Source organism: Clostridium sp. AF19-22AC (assembly GCF_003479085.1).
Taxonomy (GTDB): Bacteria; Bacillota; Clostridia; order Lachnospirales; family Lachnospiraceae; genus Faecalicatena_A; species Faecalicatena_A orotica.
In genome coordinates, this window is the sequence record NZ_QUGN01000002.1 from 418005 (window position 1) to 436729 (window position 18725).

Here is an 18725-nt window from a genome sequence, read left to right on the forward strand (position 1 = left end):
ATGTCTAACAAATTAATTGATATTGTAAATATTACAAAATCATTCGATGAGAATGTGGTTCTGGACCAGCTGAATCTGTATATTCGTGAGAACGAATTTCTTACACTTCTGGGGCCAAGCGGCTGCGGAAAGACCACTCTTCTGCGGATTCTCGGCGGTTTTGAGACACCGGATTCCGGAGATATTATTTTCGACGGCAAGAACATCAATAATCTGCCGCCGAACAAAAGGCAGCTAAACACTGTGTTCCAAAAATACGCCCTGTTCTCCCATATGTCCATTGCAGAAAACATCGCTTTCGGCCTGAAGATCAAAGGAAAGTCAAAGGGATATATTCAGGATAAGATCCGGTATGCCTTAAAACTCGTCAATCTGGAAGGCTATGAAGACAGGACACCGGACTCCTTAAGCGGCGGCCAGCAGCAGCGTATCGCCATTGCGAGGGCCATCGTGAATGAGCCAAAAGTACTCCTGCTTGATGAACCGCTCGGTGCTCTGGATTTAAAGCTGCGTCAGGATATGCAGTACGAACTGATCCGCCTGAAGAACGAGCTGGGGATTACTTTCGTCTATGTTACCCACGATCAGGAAGAGGCTCTTACCATGTCCGATACGATCGTTGTCATGAATCAGGGGTATATCCAGCAAATCGGAACTCCCGAGGATATTTACAATGAACCTCAGAATGCCTTTGTTGCAGACTTTATCGGGGACAGCAACATTCTGCCTGCCACCATGGTGGAGGATAAAGTTGTGAAGATGCTGGGAGCCGTCTGGCAGTGTGTGGACGTGGGCTTCGGACGCAACAAGCCGGTAGATGCGGTGATCCGTCCGGAAGATATTGATCTCGTGAAGCCGGAAGAAGGCATCATCGAGGGTGTGGTCACCCACCTGATCTTTAAAGGTGTCCACTATGAGATGGAGGTCCTTGCCAATAATTATGAACTTCTTGTTCACAGCACGGATATGTTCCCTGTCGGGACAGAAGTTGGTATCAAAGTAGACCCATTTGATATTCAGATTATGAAAAAACCAGAATCTGAAGACGCGGAGGCTGTTGGAATTGAAGAATAGAAAATTACTGACCGGCCCTTATCTTTTCTGGGCTGCATCATTTATCATCATCCCTCTTCTGATGATCGTTTATTACGGACTGACAAATAAAGAGGGCTCATTTACACTGATGAACCTTGCCAGGATCACAACACCTGAGAACTTAAAAGCACTGGGACTCGCTCTTCTTCTGTCCTTTATCAGCACCCTGATCTGCCTTGTGCTGGCTTACCCTCTGGCCATGATCCTTTCTGAGAAAGATGTCAATCAGACAAGCTTTATTGTGCTGATCTTCATCCTGCCTATGTGGATGAATTTCCTTTTAAGGACACTTGCCTGGCAGAACCTGCTGGAGAAAAACGGAATCATCAATATGATTCTGGAATTTTTCCACCTGCCGGACCAGACACTGATCAACACGCCTTATGCAATCGTGCTCGGCATGGTATATAACTTCCTGCCGTTTATGGTACTTCCCATATACAACGTCCTCGCCAAGATAGACAAGGATGTTATTTCTGCTGCACGTGACCTGGGGGCCAATAATTTCCAGACTTTTTCCAAGATCATCTTCCCATTAAGCATACCGGGAATTATCAGTGGAATCACGATGGTATTCGTACCTTCCCTGACGACGTTCGTCATCTCCGACCTGCTCGGCGGAAGCAAGATACTCCTGATCGGAAACGTTATCGAACAGGAATTCAAGCAGGGGAGCAACTGGAATGTAGGTTCCGGCCTCTCTCTTGTATTGATGATATTTATCATCGCAAGTATGGCGCTCATTGCCAAATATGATAAAGACGGGGAGGGAACTGCATTTTGATAAAAAACGGACTGAAACGCTTTTACTTAATCTTAATTTTCATCCTGCTTTACGCTCCCATCGTCACTTTGATGGTGCTGTCCTTTAACAGCTCAAAGTCCCGGTCCAAATGGGGCGGGTTTACAGGAAAATGGTATGTTGCTCTGTTCCAGAATCAGGATATTATGAATGCCCTGTACACGACATTGATTATCGCCCTTGTATCTGCGCTGATTGCAACGATCATCGGGACGGCGGCGGCCATCGGGATTCAGGCGATGAAGCCTAAATTCCGTACGTTTATGATGGGTGTAACCAATATTCCCATGCTGAATGCGGATATCGTAACAGGTATCTCTCTGATGCTGCTGTTTATTGCATTCAGGTTTTCACTGGGATTCATGACGATTTTACTGGCACATATTACCTTTAATATCCCTTATGTCATACTGAGTGTCATGCCGAAGCTCAAGCAGACAAGCAAGCATACTTATGAGGCTGCAATGGATCTGGGGGCCTCACCGGTATATGCCTTTTTCAAGGTTGTATTTCCGGACATCATGCCGGGTGTATTTTCCGGGTTCCTGCTTGCATTCACGATGTCGCTGGATGATTTTGTAATCACCCACTTCACAAAAGGGCCCGGGGTGGACACGCTGTCAACGAAAATTTACAGCGAGGTAAGAAAAGGAATCAAACCGGAGATGTATGCCCTTTCCACGATCATGTTTGTAACTGTCCTGATTCTTTTGATTCTGGTCAATGTCACACCAGAAAAAAAAGCATCTTCCTCAGGCCAGAAACAGGAAATCAAAAAGAAACACCGCATCTCCCGGTTCATTTTCCGGAAGGTGGTGCCGACTGCAATCGTCATTGTAATCATAGCCGGCGGCTTCTTCTATGGTTCACAGAACAGTGATGCAGGCAATAATCAGGTGATCGTATATAACTGGGGTGAATATATCGATCCGGAAGTTCTGACTATGTTCGAGGAAGAGACCGGAATCGATGTAGTCTATGAAGAATTTGAGACAAACGAGATCATGTATCCGAAGATCCAGTCGGGAGCGATCGCCTATGATGTCGTCTGCCCGTCAGATTATATGGTGCAGCGTATGATAGAAAATGACCTGCTCGCAGAGATCGATTTTAATAATATACCGAACCTGAAGTACATCGACAGTACTTATATGGAACAATCGCGCCAGTTTGATCCGGAAAATAAGTACTCTGTCCCATATCTGTTTGGTACTGTCGGAATTCTGTATAATAAGACGATGGTTGATGAGCCGATCGACAGCTGGAGTGTACTCTGGGATCCGAAATATAAAGACAGCATCCTGATGCAGGACAGCGTCCGCGACGCATTCGGAGTGACCTTGAAATACCTCGGCTACTCACTGAATTCCACGGATTTGGATGAGCTTAATGAGGCGAAAAATCTGCTGATTAAACAGAAGCCGCTCGTGCAGGCCTATGTTGTGGACCAGGTACGTGACAAAATGATTGGAAACGAGGCCGCCATCGGTGTAATCTATTCCGGAGAAGCGCTTTATACGAAGCAGGAAAACCCGAATCTGGAATATGTAATTCCAAAGGAAGGGTCAAACCTCTGGATTGACTCCTGGGTTATTCCAAAGAATGCCAAGCATAAGGAAAATGCAGAGAAATTTATTGATTACCTCTGCCGTCCCGAGATTGCTAAGATGAACTTTGATTACATCACCTATTCTATCCCGAATTCAGAGGGACGCAAACTGATCGAGGAAGACTGGATGAGGGAAAGCAAGGTTGCCTTCCCCGATCCGGAGGATCTGGCAAACTGCGAGACTTTCAAGTTCCTTGGGGATGATAATGACGCCGTCTATAATCAGCTCTGGCGTGAAGTAAAGTCTAAATAGTTTCTTCGGATAAAACAGGAGGAGGCTGTAAATCAAGTGAAAACCTGATTTACAGCCTCCTCTTATTGACCGTTACACATTAAAGCAGCCACCGCCTATGAATTCCCTCAGAAGGGAGTTGGTCGGCACTGGTTCGCTGCCGATTCCGACGAAATAATCGAAGAATTTCAGAAGCCTCTTGGCCTCCACATATTCGGGACAGTCTTTTCCCATCCCGAACAGCAGCGGTTCCACATACTGCTTTAGTACGGCCAGCTCATACAGAAGGGACGAATTAAACATAACATCCGCCTCTTCCTGATACGGGAAGATATTTTCCTCCTCTCCTCTCCTGACAGACGGCCACATGGCAATGGTATTGCGCGCGGATGTGCCGCGCGTCCTGGCATCTCTTACGATGCGGCGAATCAGCCGGCCGTCTGTTGACGGGATCCGGTTGTGTTCGTCAATATTAAGCTGGGTCAGTGCGCTTATATAGATCCTGAATTTGTTATCATTGTTCAGTTTCTCTGTCAGCTTTGGATTCAGGCAGTGAATTCCTTCAATGACCAGAATATCCTGTTCATCCAGCTTTTTCGGCTTTATATCATATGTGCGCTTTCCTGCCTTGAAGTCAAAGATGGGAAGATAGACCTCCTCACCCTTAAGCAGGGCCTGCATGTCTTCGTTAAACTGCTTCACATCTATTGCTTCGATACATTCGAAATTATAATTACCGTTCTCGTCTTTCGGGGTCATTTCACGGTCCACGAAATAATTGTCCACGGCTATGGGGTGGGGCCTCATCCCGTTCACCATCAGCTGAATGGACAGGCGGTGTGAAAATGTCGTCTTACCGGATGACGAGGGGCCTGCAATCAGCACGAACTTCACATCCGGCTTATCGGCAATCTGCTTTGCGATCTCCCCGATCTGGCGTTCCTGATAGGCCTCCTGTACGAGAACCACTTCTCTCATATCATGCTTGGTCACCATATCATTCAGGGCACCAACCGTATCGATACTCTGGAGGTCTCCCCATTGGATTGATTTTTTCAGCACTTCAAAAAGTTTTGGCCTTGGCACAAACGGTTCAACTTTCTCCGGTTCCTCCCTTGTCGGCATCTGGATGATAAAGCCATCGTCATAAAGATGTAACGAATAATACTTCAGATAACCGGCATCAGGCACCATATACCCGTAATAATAGTCTTCAAATTCGTTCATGCTGTAAATATTTACCTTGGAAACACGTCTGTACTCGAACAGCCGCTCTTTATCATACATGCCATGTTTCCTGAAAAGATCAATAGCCTCGGTTGTATGGATGGTCCGCTTTTCTATTGGGATACGCCCTTTTACGAGCTCTTTCATCCTCTTGTCAACCTTTTCTAAAAATTCCTGCGTCAGATTAACATCGCCTTCCAGGGTACAGTAATAACCCTTGCTGGCGGAAAAGTGAATCCTGACACTCTTCACCTTGTCATGGCCGCCGACGTCATGTACAGCCTTTACGAGCATGAAGCAGAGACTTCTCTTATACGTTTCGTGCCCGATTGGATCCCCTGTTGTCAGAAATTGAATCTCACAGTCTTTCTTTAGTGTCTTATCCAGTTCCTGAAGCCGGAACTGGTTCACAAAGACAAGCACGATCTGATGTGCATATCTCTCCTGAAAATCCTCAGCGATCTGCTGGTAAGTAACCCCTGCCTCATATTCTTTTGTCTCATTCCCTACCCGTACTGTACACAGCTTTTTGCCCATAATCATTCCTTTCCGCAGAATCTTCTGCCCTTATAAGTTTCCCGCACGGAATTTGCAGTAAATGTACAGCGAGGTACCGTACATTTACTTAACATCTATATAGTATATGCAGTTTCAGATAACCTGAAACGGATGAATAACAGGTGCCGCTATTACGTCCAGACACGGCAGCTTTCTCTCAAGGAAATGCTTCATATCATCGAGGAAAATATATTCCGTCCCGTAATGTCCGGCATCGATTACTGCAAGTCCCTGCTCCACTGCATCCAATCCATCGTGGTGTCCAATATCCCCTGTTACAAGTACATCGGCCCCCTTTTCAACAGCCGGTCTGACAGCACTCTTCCCTGAGCCGGGGGAAACGGCCAGCCGTGAGACCTCTTTCTCCATATCTCCAAAGACCTTGACAGACCCAAGGTTAAGATGATGCTTTACGTACAGGCAGCACTCCTTTAGTGTCATCGGCTTCTGAAGCTTTCCAAGCCTCCCGATCCCCTCCGGTTTATCCTCTGTTCCGGAAGTGATATCCAGTACTTCTGTATCTTCCAGCTTTAAGATGTCTTTCGCAAGCTCTGCCATGCCAAGGACATCATAATTCGTGTGCATCGCATAATAGGGAATATCATACTGGATCAGCTTCAGGATTCTCCTGCTGATAAAGTCTTCATCCGTTATGCTTTTTAAGGGTGAAAAGATCAGCGGGTGGTGTGTAACCAGCATATCTGCCCCGGCTTCTTTCGCTGCCTCTATTACCCGGTCCGTGGCATCCAGTGCCAGATACACTCTGTTTACTTCCTTTGTGCTCCTTCCTGCCTGCAGGCCTACGTTGTCAAAATCCAATGCCGCACTCTTTGGGTACGCGGCCTCAATTACCTGTATGATTTCTTTACATTGCATAAAATTCCATCCCTTTCCGCGCATACTCCAGATCCTTTTCCAGTTCTCTTCTGCGCTCTTTTGAATGTGGACTGTCCAGATTTTCCAGATCCCTGATAATCCTGCTTTTTAATGTAATCTCCCTTTCCAGAAACTGTTTCAGCACAGGATGCCTGTCCTGAAGCAGAAGCTTCCCGTAGCGGATCTCGGTCTCCGTCCAGACGGGAGGCGTTTCCCTCTTTTGACGGAGGGTGCTGCCCGCAGATGGCTGTACCTTCATCATCGGATAGTATTTGCCGTCCTCAAACACCATATCTTCTTTGATAAACAAAAAACCTTCCTCTAAAAGAAAGGCTCTGACTTTTGCGATTTCCGACTGAGGCTGCAGGATGCACTCTTTCAGGCTCCCTGTTATGTCAGGATGCGCCTTTAGGATCTTCATGACCAGTCCTCCCCCCATCCCGGCAATGACAGCCGTCTTTGCTTCTCCGGGTGCGAGTCCGGCCAGTCCGTCTGAGAGCCTCAGCTCGATTCTGCCGGAAAGACCACATTCCGTCACATGCTCCTTTGCCCGCTCCAGCGGCCCCTCGTTAATGTCCATTGCAACAGCTGAAGGAACCATACCATTCTCTATAAGATAAATGGGGATATAAGCATGGTCCGTGCCTATATCCGCCATTTCATATCCGGCAGTCACCAGACCGGCAACTGCCTGTAATCTCTTTGATAATTCCATATGCTTAATCCAAATAGTCTCTCAGCTTACGGCTGCGGCTTGGATGGCGCAGCTTTCTGAGTGCTTTCGCCTCAATCTGGCGGATACGTTCACGGGTGACATCAAACTCTTTGCCGACTTCCTCCAGTGTTCTTGCCCTTCCGTCATTCATTCCAAAACGGAGGCGCAGGACCTTCTGCTCTCTGTCTGTCAGAGTATCCAGAACTTCATCCAGCTGCTCTTTGAGCAGTGTCTGTGCGGCTGCCTCTGCCGGGACAGGTACATTGTCATCCTGGATAAAGTCTCCCAGATGGCTGTCTTCCTCCTCACCGATCGGGGTTTCTAAAGATACCGGCTCCTGAGAAATCTTCAGGATCTCACGTACACGGTCCACAGGCATGTCCAGTTCCTTTGCAATCTCTTCCGGCGTGGGTTCACGTCCTAACTCCTGAAGTAACTGTCTGGACACACGGATTAGTTTGTTAATTGTCTCTACCATATGCACCGGGATACGGATCGTCCTTGCCTGGTCTGCAATTGCCCTTGTGATTGCCTGACGAATCCACCATGTTGCATAAGTACTGAACTTATATCCTTTATGATAATCAAACTTTTCAACAGCTTTGATCAGACCCAAGTTACCCTCCTGAATCAGGTCCAGAAATAACATTCCTCTACCAACATAGCGTTTTGCGATGCTGACTACAAGACGAAGGTTCGCCTCTGCCAGTTCCTTTTTGGCATCCTCATCACCGTCTTCCATTCGCTGTGCCAGTTCGATTTCCCTCTCCGCACTCAGCAGCGGTACTTTACCGATCTCCTTCAGATACATGCGCACAGGATCTTCAATGCTGACCCCGTCCGGCACAGATAAATCAATGCTCTCCATATCAACTTCATCTTCTTCAACAATGATGAGCTCATCATCTACATCGTCATCATCTCCGCTGATACGCAGCACATCAATATTATTTGACTCAAGATGTTCAAATACCTTTTCCATCTGCTCTGCGTCTAATTCCATATCATTGAAAAAGTCATTGATCTCCTGAAGCTCGAGAATGCTTTTCTTTTTCTTACCTAACGCAACAAGTTCTTTTAGCCTCTCGTCAAATTTCTGTGTGTTTTCTTCCATGTGTCCATCCTTCCTTCCCCTATACACACGGTATAGGGCTATCTTGTTTTATTTTATCCTTATTCAATAGAAATATGCAGTTTCTTTATATCATCGAGTTTTCTCTTCTCTTCCATCAGCCTCTGCAGGCCCGCCATATCTGTCGGTTCCAGATGCATCGTGCGGTAATCTATGCTGTTCGCCTTGACACGGAGGATTGTCTCCTTTAACGCCTGTTCCTGTTCTTCCTTCGTGGAAAGCTCTCTGATCTTTGTATGGAACAAGGAAGCCGCTTCCCGATGATCTTCCTCCTCGGTAAAGTGATTCAGTATCTTTGCCGGATTCAGTTCCCCTGTATCAAACTGCTGATAAAGCAGTTCTGCTACAGTCCGATACAATGGTTCCGTGAAGTCTTCTGGGCTTATGTATTTTTTTATCAGGCTGAAAATCCCCGCATCCTCGATCATCCATGTCAGAAGCAGCTTCTGGGATACAAGGATTCCACTTTCCTTCGGCTTCTGTCCGGACGGAGCTGACTTTGGACGCGCGGCAGGTTTGGCCATGCCTTCTGTAACAGCGGTCTTCGTCACAAGTTTTTGAAGACTTTCCGGGCTTACCTTGTATGCCTTTGCTACAGCCTCCACATAATTGTTGCGCTCGAGTTCATCTTCAAATCCGATCAGGCGCTTCGCCGTTTCTTTAAAAAAGGCTGTCTTCCCTTCCGGGGATTCCATATCATAGTCTTTGGAAAGAATCTCCAGACTGAACAGGAATCCATTTCTTGCCCCGCCGATTCTCTTCTCAAATTCTTCGGCTCCCAAATTCTTAATGAATTCGTCGGGGTCCTTATAAGGGTCCATCCTGATGACTTTGGCAGAAATACCCGCCTGTTTCAGGATCGGTACTGCGCGGAGTGCGGCCTTCGTTCCCGCTTCATCGCTGTCATATGTCAGATAGACTTCCTGCACATACCTCTTAATCAGTGAAGCATGTCCCGTCGTCAGAGCGGTTCCCAGCGATGCGACTGCATTCGTAAATCCTGCCTGATGAAGGGAAATTACATCCATATACCCTTCGCACATGAGGAAATACGGTTTGCGCGAGGTTCTTGCACGGTTCAGTCCGTAAAGATTGCGGCTCTTATCGAAGATAACTGTCTCCGGTGAATTCAGGTACTTTGGTTTTCCATCACCCATCACCCGGCCGCCGAATCCGATCACCCGGTTATTCACATCCATGATCGGAAACATAACACGGTTCCAGAACTTATCATATACGCCGTTCCTTTCATCCGTGTTGATCAGGCCTGCCTGCCGGATCAGATCCTCACTGTAGCCCTTCCCCTGAAGGTATTTGAACAGGTCATTGCTATATTTGTTGGAATAACCAAGCCCGAAAGCTTTGATTGTTTCATCTGACAGCTCTCTGTTTTTCAAATATGTATATCCAATCTTCCCCTGTTCTGATTTCAGCTGCACATAGAAATACTGGGCGGCAATCTTATTGATTTCCAGAAGTGTCGCACGCAGGTCGGCTTTTTCCTTCGCTTCTTTCGAGTACTCCATCTCGGGGAGTTCGACTCCCGCCCTGTCGGCAAGGACCTTCAGAGCCTCCACAAAAGAGAAGTTCTCATATTCCATCAAAAATGTAAAAACATTGCCTCCGGCTCCGCAGCCGAAGCAGTAATACATCTGTTTCCCCCTGCTGACAGAAAAGGAGGGCGACTTTTCATTGTGGAACGGGCAGAGTCCAAAATAAGAGCTGCCTTTTTTCTGCAGCCTTACATACCCGGATATCACATCCACGATGTCATTCTTCATCCTCACTTCTTCAACCAATTCCTCCGGATAATACATGCATTCCCCTCCTGCTTATACAACTTAGGTCCGGTCCTTTCGGGCCTTAGTTGTAAAGTACATCCTGTCGACTTAGGTTCGGTCCTTTCGAACCTTAGTGACATGGATGTTTCCTCGCTTATACAACTTAGGTCCGGTCCTTTCGGGCCTTAGTTGTAAAGTACATCCTGTCGACTTAGGTTCGGTTCTCTCGAACCTTAGTGACATGGATGTTTCCATTTATCCCCTACTTTATATATATTCGACAAAACTTTATGATTTCCTTTATTTTTTTTAATTTTTCCAGGCTTCCGGCACAAAAAATTCTTCGTATTTTTTTACCGCATAATTATCGGTCATCCCTGCTATGTAATCGCAGACTACCTGTTCCTTACAATTGCCCGGCCTCCCGATCGCCTCCAGATACTGCTCTGGCATCTGTTCAAGGTGGCGGATATAATAATCATACAGCTGTTCAATCAGACGGACCGCCTTGTCTTCCTCGCCCTTCGCCTTTGGATTCATATAGACGTTCTCGAACATGAATCTGCGCAGGCCGATCATAGCCTCTTCTACTTCTTCCGACATGATAATGGCCGGTTTATCCATGCTGTTGATGATCACGTCATGCACCATTGCATTGAGGCGTTCCTTGCTGGTAGCCCCCAGTACTTTCCGGTATCTGGACGGTATATCTTCCTCTACGAGAATACCTCCCCGGATCGCATCGTCAATATCATGGTTGATATAGGCGATCTTATCCGACAGTCTGAGTACCTGACCTTCCAGTGTATGCGGATGCCCCGATGTCGGATGGTTCAGAATCCCGTCACGCACTTCCCACGTAAGGTTCAGTCCCCTTCCCTGCTTTTCTACACATTCCACTACCCTGACACTCTGTTCATTGTGGGAAAAATGATAGACATGGTTCAGTGCCCGTTCACCCGCATGGCCGAACGGTGTGTGGCCGAGGTCGTGGCCGAGCGCGATCGCTTCTACAAGGTCTTCATTCAGTCTGAGTGCCTTTGCAATCGTTCTGGCATTCTGTGACACCTCGAGCGTATGCGTCAGCCTCGTCCTGTAATGATCACCTTTGGGCAGCAGAAACACCTGTGTCTTCTGCTTCAGACGCCGAAACGACTTGCAGTGCAGGATCCTGTCCCGGTCCCGCTGGAATACAGGGCGGATATCACACTCTGTCTCCGGGCGCACCCTCCCTTTCGAATTCCTGCTGAATGCCGCATAGGGACTTAAATACTCCATTTCACGTTCTTCTAGCTGCTCTCTGATTGTCATAGGCCACTTCCTCTATATATAATATATTCTGCGTTTCGGGTTTATTTCCTTTTTCCTTAATACCTAATCCTCTTTCAGTCGTTTTTCAATCGCCTTTACCACGGTTTCAAGCACCTTGATGCGTGCATAATACTTGTCATTGCCCTCGACCACAATCCACGGTGCATACTCTGTTGATGTCCTGATCAGCATTTCGTTGACTGCTTCCTCATACAGGTCCCACTTTTCCCTGTTGCGCCAGTCCTCATCCGTAATCTTCCACTGCTTTTCCGGATTCTCCTGACGTGCCCTGAACCTGCGCTCCTGCTCGTCTTTATCAATCTGCATCCAGAATTTCAGGACGATTGCCCCCGCATCCACAAGGTCTTTCTCCATGTCATTCATTTCCTTATAGGCCCTCTGCCACTCCTGCTTCGTACAGAATCCTTCGATGCGTTCTACCATGACGCGTCCATACCATGTTCTGTCAAAGATTGAAATATGCCCGGCTTTTGGCATCGCCCTCCAGAAACGCCATAGATAATGATGTGCCTTTTCAATATCGTTCGGGGATGCGGTCGGGTTCACGACAAATCCCCTCGGGTCCATCTTCGCGGTCAGGCGCTTGATGGCGCCGCCTTTACCTCCTGCATCCCATCCCTCGAATCCAAGCACGACCGGAATCCTCCTGCGGTAGAGTTCCCCATGCAGAAGACTCATCTTCTTCTCCAGTTTTTTCAGTTTTTCCTTGTATTCCTTCTTTGTAAGGCTCAGGCTCAAATCCGCTTTTGCAAGAACGGATTCGGTAAGCTCCTTCTGGTCAATCCCTGGTACGGCAGTTTCAGCAGTGGTCTTCCCTTCCTCGTCCATCTCCGCGATCGCCTCGGCAGCCTTTTCTTTTGCTTTCGCCTTCTTCACATTCTCAATCTGCTCTTCCAAAGCCTTGATTACAACTGTGTAGATCTTAACCGTGGCAAATCTTCTGTCCATCGCCTCGATGATCGTCCAGGGGGCATAATCGGTGTCTGTAATATGCATCATTTCTTCCATCATCTGTACATATTCCTGATACTTCACATTGCGTTCCAGATCTCCCTGGCTTACCCGCCAGGCAGTTTCTTTCGATGCCCTTAACTTCTGGAAACGCTTTTTCTGTTCCTTTTTATCAATATCAAGCAGAAGTTTAATCATGACATAGCCGTCGTCCGTCAGCTGCTTTTCAAATGAGCAGATCGACTGGTAAATATCCGGGATGTCCTTCTTCTTCGTGCTTTTGTCAAAACGTTCAATCAATACCTTGCGGTACCAGCTTCCATCGAAAATGGCGATTCTTCCTTTTTCCGGTGTTTTCGTCCAGAAGCGCCATAAAAACGGATGCATCCGTTCTTCCTCACTCTCTTCCTTAATCGCAAATACTTTGAAACCACGCGGGTCCAGACTCTGGATCAGTTCTCCTATCTGCAGCCCCTTCCCGGATGCCCCAAAGCCTTCAAACACAATCATCACGGGGATATTCAAAGTCTTGCACTGTCTCTGCAGCTCGCCCAGCCTTGCTTCCAGCAGGGGCATCTTTGCCTTGTATTCTTCTTTTGTCATGGATTTGGTAAGATCAACTTTTTCTAACATAATTTTTCCTCCCGGCTTTGTTTGATTATATGATGCCAGGGTCAAAAGGTCATACAATGCATGCTCGCATGCAATTGGATGACTTTTGACCCCAACATTATTATATTATTATATCACGAATATACCATGAAAAACATCCGGCTTGTCATCTTTGCCGGAAAATGCTATACTTTGTCAAGGAAAACAGAAATAACCGTATTACAGTTAAGAAATATATGTTACTGTGCACGTCCGCAGGGCGTGAATAGTAACATATATATAACGCTAAAGGAGGTGTGGTTATGACAAAAGTTAAGCACACTGACGCAAATTTTTTATCTCCGTGTGATCCCCCTTGTGAACGGCTGGTCTATATCACGTCCGCAACGTTTGGCGAGGACTGGGAATACACACTCCATTCCCATAGTTTTGCAGAAGTATTTTTTGTGACATCCGGGGAAGGATATTTCTGTACAGGTGACGCTGAAGTACCGATACATACAAACACGCTTGTACTGATTAATCCTAATACACCACACACGGAACGCTCCTTAGGAGATACTCCCCTGACCTATATGATACTCGGAATTGAGGATCTGTATTTCTATTTCCGTGATCATGAGGAGTACTGTTTCCATACTTATGACCTGAAAGAACACAAGGATGAGATTCTCCCGGACCTGGATCTGATGCTGGATGAGGTTCAGGGCAGGCATCAGGATTCTTACCGGATCTGCCATTACTACATGTCCGTCTTTTTCCTTAAGGTCCACCGGATTCTTGGTAACCGCCTCGGCCTCTGCTCTGCAGACAGCTGCCCTGATGAATGTACGTCAGTCAGGGAATACATAAAGGAGCATTTTGCAGATGATATCACACTGGATACGCTTGCCGCGTATTCCGGTTTTAATAAGTATTATCTGTCCCGCATGTTCTCCAGAGCCTACGGGATTGCGCCAATCAATTACCTGTTGGAATGCCGGATCCTGCACAGTGAGGTCCTGCTTAAGACAACGGACTTCAGCATTACCCAGATTTCCCGTATTGTCGGGTTCTCCTCTGCCAATTACTTTTCCCAATCTTTTAAAAGATATACCGGCATGACGCCGTTGTCGTATCGGGAAACACATATGATCTGATAATTCAGGCAAACGAAATGCTCCTGTGCAGTTGGATAAAACTGCACAGGAGCATTTTTTTACTTGTTTGCGGCTTTTCTCACGATGGCTTCCATCTCACCCCATTTTGCCTCCATATCCTCTATGAGCTTAAACTGTGTTCTCGCCCTGTCGAGATTATGGTTTTCACGGTGTATTCTGAAGTAATGGTCACCCTCGAGGTAATCCGTCAGGAATCTTATTCCGCATTCATATGTCATGACCTTTGCCCCCATTGGAAGCAGGCGTATTTCTGTCTGGGTCAGGCTTCCCTGACACCCTTTCAGGAATCCTTCCACGTAGACCTCAAACAGTTCCAGATTACAGGAGACTTTTGACAGATCTGTTTCATCCTCGGCAGCCGTATTGGCCCCGAACCGTATAGAATCACCAAAATCGTTCATGGCAAGTCCCGGCATTACCGTATCCAGATCAATCACACAGATTCCCTTTCTTGTCGCATTATCGATCATAATGTTATTTAATTTCGTATCATTGTGGGTCACGCGAAGAGGCAGTTCCTTTCTCTTAAGCATATCGCCGAAAACATCTGCATCTCCTTCTCTTTTCATCACGAAATCAATTTCATCCCGGACATGAACCACCCTTCCCAGCTTATCTTCATCCACAGCCCTTAAAAAATCGTTGAAACGCTTTCTTGTATCATGGAACTGCGGAATCGTCTCATGAAGTGTTTCTGCCGGATACCCCGCAAGAAGATGCTGGAAGTTACCAAATGCAAGGGCACTCTGATAGAAATCTTCTTTTGTCTCTACCTGTTCGTAGCAGGTCGCATCCGCTATAAACAGGTAGGCCCTCCAATATTCCCCTCTGGAATCCACATAATAATTTTCCCCGTCATCCGCAGGGACAACGTTCAGCGTCTCTCGTTCCGGATCCCCGCCGTTTTCGATAATTTTCCCGCGAAGATAGGATGTAACCCCGATGATATTTTCCATCAGTTCCTTCGGCTGTTTAAATACTTCACGGTTCATTTCCTGCAGGATGATCCTTTTCTCCTGCCCGTCCGGAATTTCATATGTCAGAAGGAATGTATTGTTGATATGTCCGTTTCCGTAAGGTATCTTTGATTTCAGCGTTCCTATATGCCGGTATGCATCCAGCACCTCTTCCAGTTCTGTTTCTGTAATATTTGTCATAGTGTCTCCTTAACCCGTTACTGATATTTCTTGTTATAGCCGTACAGCAGTGCCAGGATTCCTGCAAGTCCGACAAGCTGGAGCAGGAGGTGTTTGATCCCGACTGTCTTCTGCCCTATGATAACCAAAGCGATGCAGATACAAAATACCAGGATGCACAGTATCATTTCAACCCATTTATTCATAAACAACGCCCCCTATCCTTTCAATCCGCCAAGGCTCATGCCCTGTGTCAGCTTCTTCTGTACAAGGATATACAAAATCAGCGTCGGCAGCATGACAATAATCAGCCCGGCATAGAGCCGCCCGTAGTTAGCTGCTGACTTCTGCGCCTGCATCAGCTGCATCAGTCCGACCGGCAGTGTCTTCAGTTCCTTTTCTGTCAGCAGTGTCATGGAAATGATATATTCATTCCAGAATGACAGGAAGTTAAACAGTATGATTGTGATGATACTCGGTCTTGCCATCGGCATCATAATCTTCACCATTGTGTGAAAATACCCGCTCCCGTCTACAAAAGCCGCCTCCTCATAGTCCTTCGGAATGGAAACAAAGAAACCGGACAGAAGGTAGATTGTAAAAGGCAGTGCCGTTGCCGCATAGATCAGCGCTACCATAAACCGGTTGTTGATCAGGAATCCGGAGCCAAACAACTGTTTTAGCATCTTATCCCCGTCTACCAGCATCAGGAAGATCGGAACAACAATGTAGTTCACATTGATAAACAGACCGCCCATGAACATCACATTCAGGAACTTACTGCCCCTGAATTTATAGCGTGCCAGCACATATGCAGAAGGCAGCGCCACAACCAGCAGAAGAAGCAGTGCAAGAACTGTTACAATGATCGAATTCAGGAAGTAGTCCCCCATCTTCGCTTTTGAAAAAGCATCTACGAAGTTCTGGAAATAAAATCCCTTCGGCAGTGTCCACGGGTTGCCGTAGAACTCTGAGTTTTCCTTGATGGATGCCAGAAATACCCAGCCTACCGGAACGATAATACTGATTGCCAGAACAATCAGCAGGATGTAGACAACAACTCTGGAGGCTTTAAATTTACTTTTTTTCATGATCCGCACCTCCTAAAATTCAAGCGGTTCCCGCTTCGTAGCAAAGTTGACTACTGCGGACAGACCGAATGAGAATAAGAATACTACAACGCCGATTGCCATACCATATCCATAAGAGGAGTTGGTGTATGCCTGACCGTACATATAGCTTAAGAATACTTCCGTTGAACCATCAGGCCCGCCGTTTGTAAGAGCCTTTACAAACAGGAAGCTTAAGTTGATGGAACTGATGATAAAGAATGTAAGCGTTGTACGGATATTCGTCCAGATCAGAGGAAGTGTGATACTGAAAAACTGTCTCACCTTTCCCGCCCCTTCCAGGTCCGCCGATTCATAAAGACTCTCAGGAACGCTGGTCATACTTGCCATATACATAACCATGTAATAACCAATTGCCTGCCACACCATTGCAATCACCAGACTGTAGATGACGATGCTCTGGTCGCCGAGCCAGAGGACCGGCGTGGCGTCTTTCCCCCGGAAGATCCCCAGGATGCTGTTTAAAAGGCCATTGGTCGGATCGTAAATAGCAGAGAATATCGCAGAAATTACTACTACTGACAAAATATTCGGAATGTAGAAAATAACTCTGAAAAAATTCTGACCCTTCAAATTCTCGCGTGATAGGATCGCCGCAAATACAAGTGCAAAGAAAAGAGTAATGATTGTAACAAGTACAATCAGAAGGATCGAGTTCTGGAAAGACCTGAAAAACTTCTGGTCCTCGAATAAAATTTTAAAATTATTGAAACCGACAAACTTCTTGTTGTTTGAGAAGCCGCCCCATTTATAGAGTGACATCTTAAATACATTGATAGTCGGTATCACCATGAAAATAACGAATAAAATCACGGATGGTAATACGCAGGCCGCGATAAATCCGCTTCTGCCCTTTTTGTGCCGCATATATATACCTCCTGTCCCCGTGTGTGACTGTTTCGCCACCTGATGATAAAGCACAGGGAACACGCCCGGAATACTTCCTTCTTTGTCCCCTGCCGCTTATATCTTACATTGTTTCCTAATTATTTAGTCCATAGCATCTCTTAATTTGTCGCTTGTAGCCTCGACATCTGCCTGCCAGTCTTTGACAGTCTTGTCGCCGCTCATAACGCTGTTTACTGCCTTGAACAGAGAATCTGCCATTGAAACTCCCTCTACAGGTTCCGTTGCTGCGAATCCGCCCATAACTGCAACTGCAGCGTCATTGTCATAAATGTGGTAGTATAACTGGCTGTCTGCATCCAGTTTGTCTGCCATGCCGTCGATCGGCTGTACAGCGCCTGATTTTGCAAAGATATCAGCGGCTTTGTCAGAATACATAAATGCCACAAATTCTTTTGCAAGGTCCTGGTTCTCAGCTTCTGCCGGAATCCACATCTGCTCGAAGAATGTAAAGGATGATGGTTTCGCATCTTTTGCTACTGCCGGAACTGCTGTGAAGCCCCATTCGAATCCGTCTGCCTTCGGAGCGTCTGCCATTTCTCCCGGAAGCCATGTTCCGTTCGGGCAGAAGATTGCTTTGTTGTCAAGAATCAGCTGCTGGTTCTTTGTAAAGTTATCATCATTTGCATTGGCAACTGTTGTCGGCTCTGTATAATCAGCAAGCTTTCCAACCAGTTCAAATACTGCTGTTGCTTCAGGAGACTCCCAGATGCCGTCTTTGTATGTCATTGCTTCATTGTAGAAGTCAGCCCCGCCTGATGATTCCAGAAGTGCATATGTAAATGCATCAAAATATCCAGGTGTCGGATATGTAAATAAGGAGATGCCCTCAGCTTTCGCCTTATCGCCTAATTCCCACATCTCATCCCATGTTGTCGGAACTTCCCAGCCTTTTTCCTTGAGCAGTCCTGCATTGTAGAACAGACCGCACGGGCTGTAGAACATTGGTGCATAGTATGTCACGCCGTCAGCGTAAGGCATCGTTCCCAATGTATCAAGGAATCCCGGAAGGATCTTATCCTTTACAGTCACATCCTCGCCCGGAACTGTCATGTCCAGAACATCTGTCAGTTCAAGAAGACCTTTTTCCTTCGTCAGAGTCTCTGTAAGTGCTGCTTCACGTCCTGTTGCGCAGTGGACAACATCCGGATAGTCGCCTGCCTTCATGCTTGGGCTGATCACATCCTCGATTTTCTTGTCAACTGTCAGTTCCACCGTTACGCCTTCGTGTGTCTCTTCGAATGCTTTAGCAACCTCATCCCACATCTCAGCGCCGTAGCCGCCCTCAAATGCAGCCACTTTCAATACCTGCCCATCTCCTGAGCCGGAATCCTTGGCGTCACCGGAATCAGAACCTTTGTCTTTGCTTCCGCATCCAACTGCCAGTGTACCGATCATTGTTACGCACAATAAAATACTCACCAGTTTTCTTTTCATACTTATATCCATTCCTTTCGCTTCGCTCAGGCAC

Annotated in this window: 16 protein-coding genes; 4 read left to right on the forward strand and 12 right to left on the reverse strand. The window is 46.7% G+C overall.

Features of this window, described 5'->3' with window-relative positions; genetic code table 11:
- The 3 genes from DWX43_RS03940 to DWX43_RS03950 are packed head-to-tail and all read left to right on the forward strand — an operon-like array spanning position 1 to position 3759.
- Entirely contained in the window at positions 1-1074 is a 1074-nt protein-coding gene (locus DWX43_RS03940) for an ABC transporter ATP-binding protein (RefSeq protein ID WP_109730445.1), read from the forward strand.
- The gene (locus tag DWX43_RS03945; protein ID WP_347559294.1) at positions 1058-1879 is read left to right on the forward strand and encodes an ABC transporter permease; all 822 of its coding nucleotides are present in this window, start codon (positions 1058-1060) and stop codon (positions 1877-1879) included. The genes DWX43_RS03940 and DWX43_RS03945 overlap by 17 nt, the downstream gene beginning before the upstream one ends.
- The gene (locus DWX43_RS03950; protein WP_118618890.1) at positions 1876-3759 is read left to right on the forward strand and encodes an extracellular solute-binding protein; all 1884 of its coding nucleotides are present in this window, start codon (positions 1876-1878) and stop codon (positions 3757-3759) included. Before DWX43_RS03945 ends, DWX43_RS03950 begins: the two co-directional genes overlap by 4 nt.
- A 72-nt stretch (positions 3760-3831) precedes the next feature.
- On the opposite strand, the gene DWX43_RS03955 is transcribed toward DWX43_RS03950, so the two are convergent.
- From DWX43_RS03955 to pap, 7 genes are all read right to left on the reverse strand, one after another.
- Positions 3832-5502: a nucleoside kinase gene (locus DWX43_RS03955; RefSeq protein WP_118618937.1), complete on the reverse strand. Its 1671-nt coding sequence runs from the start codon at positions 5500-5502 to the stop codon at positions 3832-3834.
- Between the two features lie 114 nt (positions 5503-5616).
- The gene (locus DWX43_RS03960) at positions 5617-6399 is read right to left on the reverse strand and encodes a Nif3-like dinuclear metal center hexameric protein (RefSeq protein ID WP_109730449.1); all 783 of its coding nucleotides are present in this window, start codon (positions 6397-6399) and stop codon (positions 5617-5619) included.
- Positions 6389-7114 (reverse strand): class I SAM-dependent methyltransferase, encoded by a 726-nt coding sequence (locus DWX43_RS03965; RefSeq protein ID WP_109730450.1) that lies wholly within the window; start codon positions 7112-7114, stop codon positions 6389-6391. The genes DWX43_RS03960 and DWX43_RS03965 overlap by 11 nt, the downstream gene beginning before the upstream one ends.
- Before the next feature lie 4 nt (positions 7115-7118).
- Positions 7119-8228 carry an RNA polymerase sigma factor RpoD gene (gene rpoD, locus DWX43_RS03970; protein WP_109730451.1) on the reverse strand — a complete coding sequence of 370 codons (1110 nt, stop codon included), beginning with the start codon at positions 8226-8228 and terminating at the stop codon, positions 7119-7121.
- 59 nt (positions 8229-8287) lie between these two features.
- The gene (gene dnaG, locus DWX43_RS03975) at positions 8288-10063 is read right to left on the reverse strand and encodes a DNA primase (RefSeq protein ID WP_118618892.1); all 1776 of its coding nucleotides are present in this window, start codon (positions 10061-10063) and stop codon (positions 8288-8290) included.
- Between the two features lie 273 nt (positions 10064-10336).
- Complete coding sequence (locus DWX43_RS03980) at positions 10337-11338, reverse strand: deoxyguanosinetriphosphate triphosphohydrolase (protein WP_109730453.1); 1002 nt, start codon at positions 11336-11338, stop codon at positions 10337-10339.
- A gap of 63 nt (positions 11339-11401) precedes the next feature.
- Positions 11402-12943, reverse strand: coding sequence for a polyphosphate:AMP phosphotransferase (gene pap / locus DWX43_RS03985; protein ID WP_118618894.1), 1542 nt, complete (start codon positions 12941-12943; stop codon positions 11402-11404).
- 281 nt (positions 12944-13224) lie between these two features.
- Here pap and DWX43_RS03990 point away from each other — a divergent pair, with 281 nt between their 5' ends.
- Complete coding sequence (locus DWX43_RS03990) at positions 13225-14061, forward strand: AraC family transcriptional regulator (protein WP_118618896.1); 837 nt, start codon at positions 13225-13227, stop codon at positions 14059-14061.
- A gap of 59 nt (positions 14062-14120) precedes the next feature.
- Here the strand turns inward: DWX43_RS03990 and DWX43_RS03995 are convergent, their stop codons facing one another.
- The 5 genes from DWX43_RS03995 to DWX43_RS04010 all read right to left on the reverse strand — a co-directional run bounded on the left by DWX43_RS03995 (position 14121) and on the right by DWX43_RS04010 (position 18691).
- Positions 14121-15239, reverse strand: a complete 1119-nt coding sequence (locus DWX43_RS03995) for a phosphotransferase (RefSeq protein WP_118618898.1) — start codon at positions 15237-15239, stop codon at positions 14121-14123.
- Between the two features lie 17 nt (positions 15240-15256).
- Complete coding sequence (locus DWX43_RS26885; RefSeq protein ID WP_181368613.1) at positions 15257-15424, reverse strand: hypothetical protein; 168 nt, start codon at positions 15422-15424, stop codon at positions 15257-15259.
- Positions 15425-15436: 12 nt separating this feature from the next.
- On the reverse strand, positions 15437-16309 hold the full coding sequence (locus tag DWX43_RS04000; RefSeq protein ID WP_109730458.1) for a carbohydrate ABC transporter permease: 873 nt from the start codon (positions 16307-16309) through the stop codon (positions 15437-15439).
- 12 nt (positions 16310-16321) lie between these two features.
- A complete protein-coding gene (locus DWX43_RS04005) occupies positions 16322-17215 on the reverse strand; it encodes a sugar ABC transporter permease (RefSeq protein ID WP_109730459.1) in 894 nt (297 codons plus the stop codon).
- Positions 17216-17338: 123 nt separating this feature from the next.
- Positions 17339-18691, reverse strand: coding sequence for a carbohydrate ABC transporter substrate-binding protein (locus DWX43_RS04010; protein ID WP_109730577.1), 1353 nt, complete (start codon positions 18689-18691; stop codon positions 17339-17341).
- Positions 18692-18725 lie beyond the last annotated feature (34 nt).

Bases quoted from the DNA above. Each gene is read 5' to 3' on its own strand.
- pap (WP_118618894.1), bottom strand. From the start codon at position 12,943: ATGTTAGAAAAAGTTGATCTTACCAAATCCATGACAAAAGAAGAATAC.
- DWX43_RS03995 (WP_118618898.1), bottom strand. From the start codon at position 15,239: ATGACAAATATTACAGAAACAGAACTGGAAGAGGTGCTGGATGCATAC.
- DWX43_RS03980 (WP_109730453.1), bottom strand. From the start codon at position 11,338: ATGACAATCAGAGAGCAGCTAGAAGAACGTGAAATGGAGTATTTAAGT.
- DWX43_RS04005 (WP_109730459.1), bottom strand. From the start codon at position 17,215: ATGCGGCACAAAAAGGGCAGAAGCGGATTTATCGCGGCCTGCGTATTA.
- DWX43_RS03990 (WP_118618896.1), top strand. From the start codon at position 13,225: ATGACAAAAGTTAAGCACACTGACGCAAATTTTTTATCTCCGTGTGAT.
- DWX43_RS04000 (WP_109730458.1), bottom strand. From the start codon at position 16,309: ATGAAAAAAAGTAAATTTAAAGCCTCCAGAGTTGTTGTCTACATCCTG.
- DWX43_RS26885 (WP_181368613.1), bottom strand. From the start codon at position 15,424: ATGAATAAATGGGTTGAAATGATACTGTGCATCCTGGTATTTTGTATC.
- rpoD (WP_109730451.1), bottom strand. From the start codon at position 8,228: ATGGAAGAAAACACACAGAAATTTGACGAGAGGCTAAAAGAACTTGTT.
- DWX43_RS03940 (WP_109730445.1), top strand. From the start codon at position 1: ATGTCTAACAAATTAATTGATATTGTAAATATTACAAAATCATTCGAT.
- DWX43_RS03965 (WP_109730450.1), bottom strand. From the start codon at position 7,114: ATGGAATTATCAAAGAGATTACAGGCAGTTGCCGGTCTGGTGACTGCC.
- dnaG (WP_118618892.1), bottom strand. From the start codon at position 10,063: ATGTATTATCCGGAGGAATTGGTTGAAGAAGTGAGGATGAAGAATGAC.
- DWX43_RS03960 (WP_109730449.1), bottom strand. From the start codon at position 6,399: ATGCAATGTAAAGAAATCATACAGGTAATTGAGGCCGCGTACCCAAAG.
- DWX43_RS03955 (WP_118618937.1), bottom strand. From the start codon at position 5,502: ATGGGCAAAAAGCTGTGTACAGTACGGGTAGGGAATGAGACAAAAGAA.
- DWX43_RS04010 (WP_109730577.1), bottom strand. From the start codon at position 18,691: ATGAAAAGAAAACTGGTGAGTATTTTATTGTGCGTAACAATGATCGGT.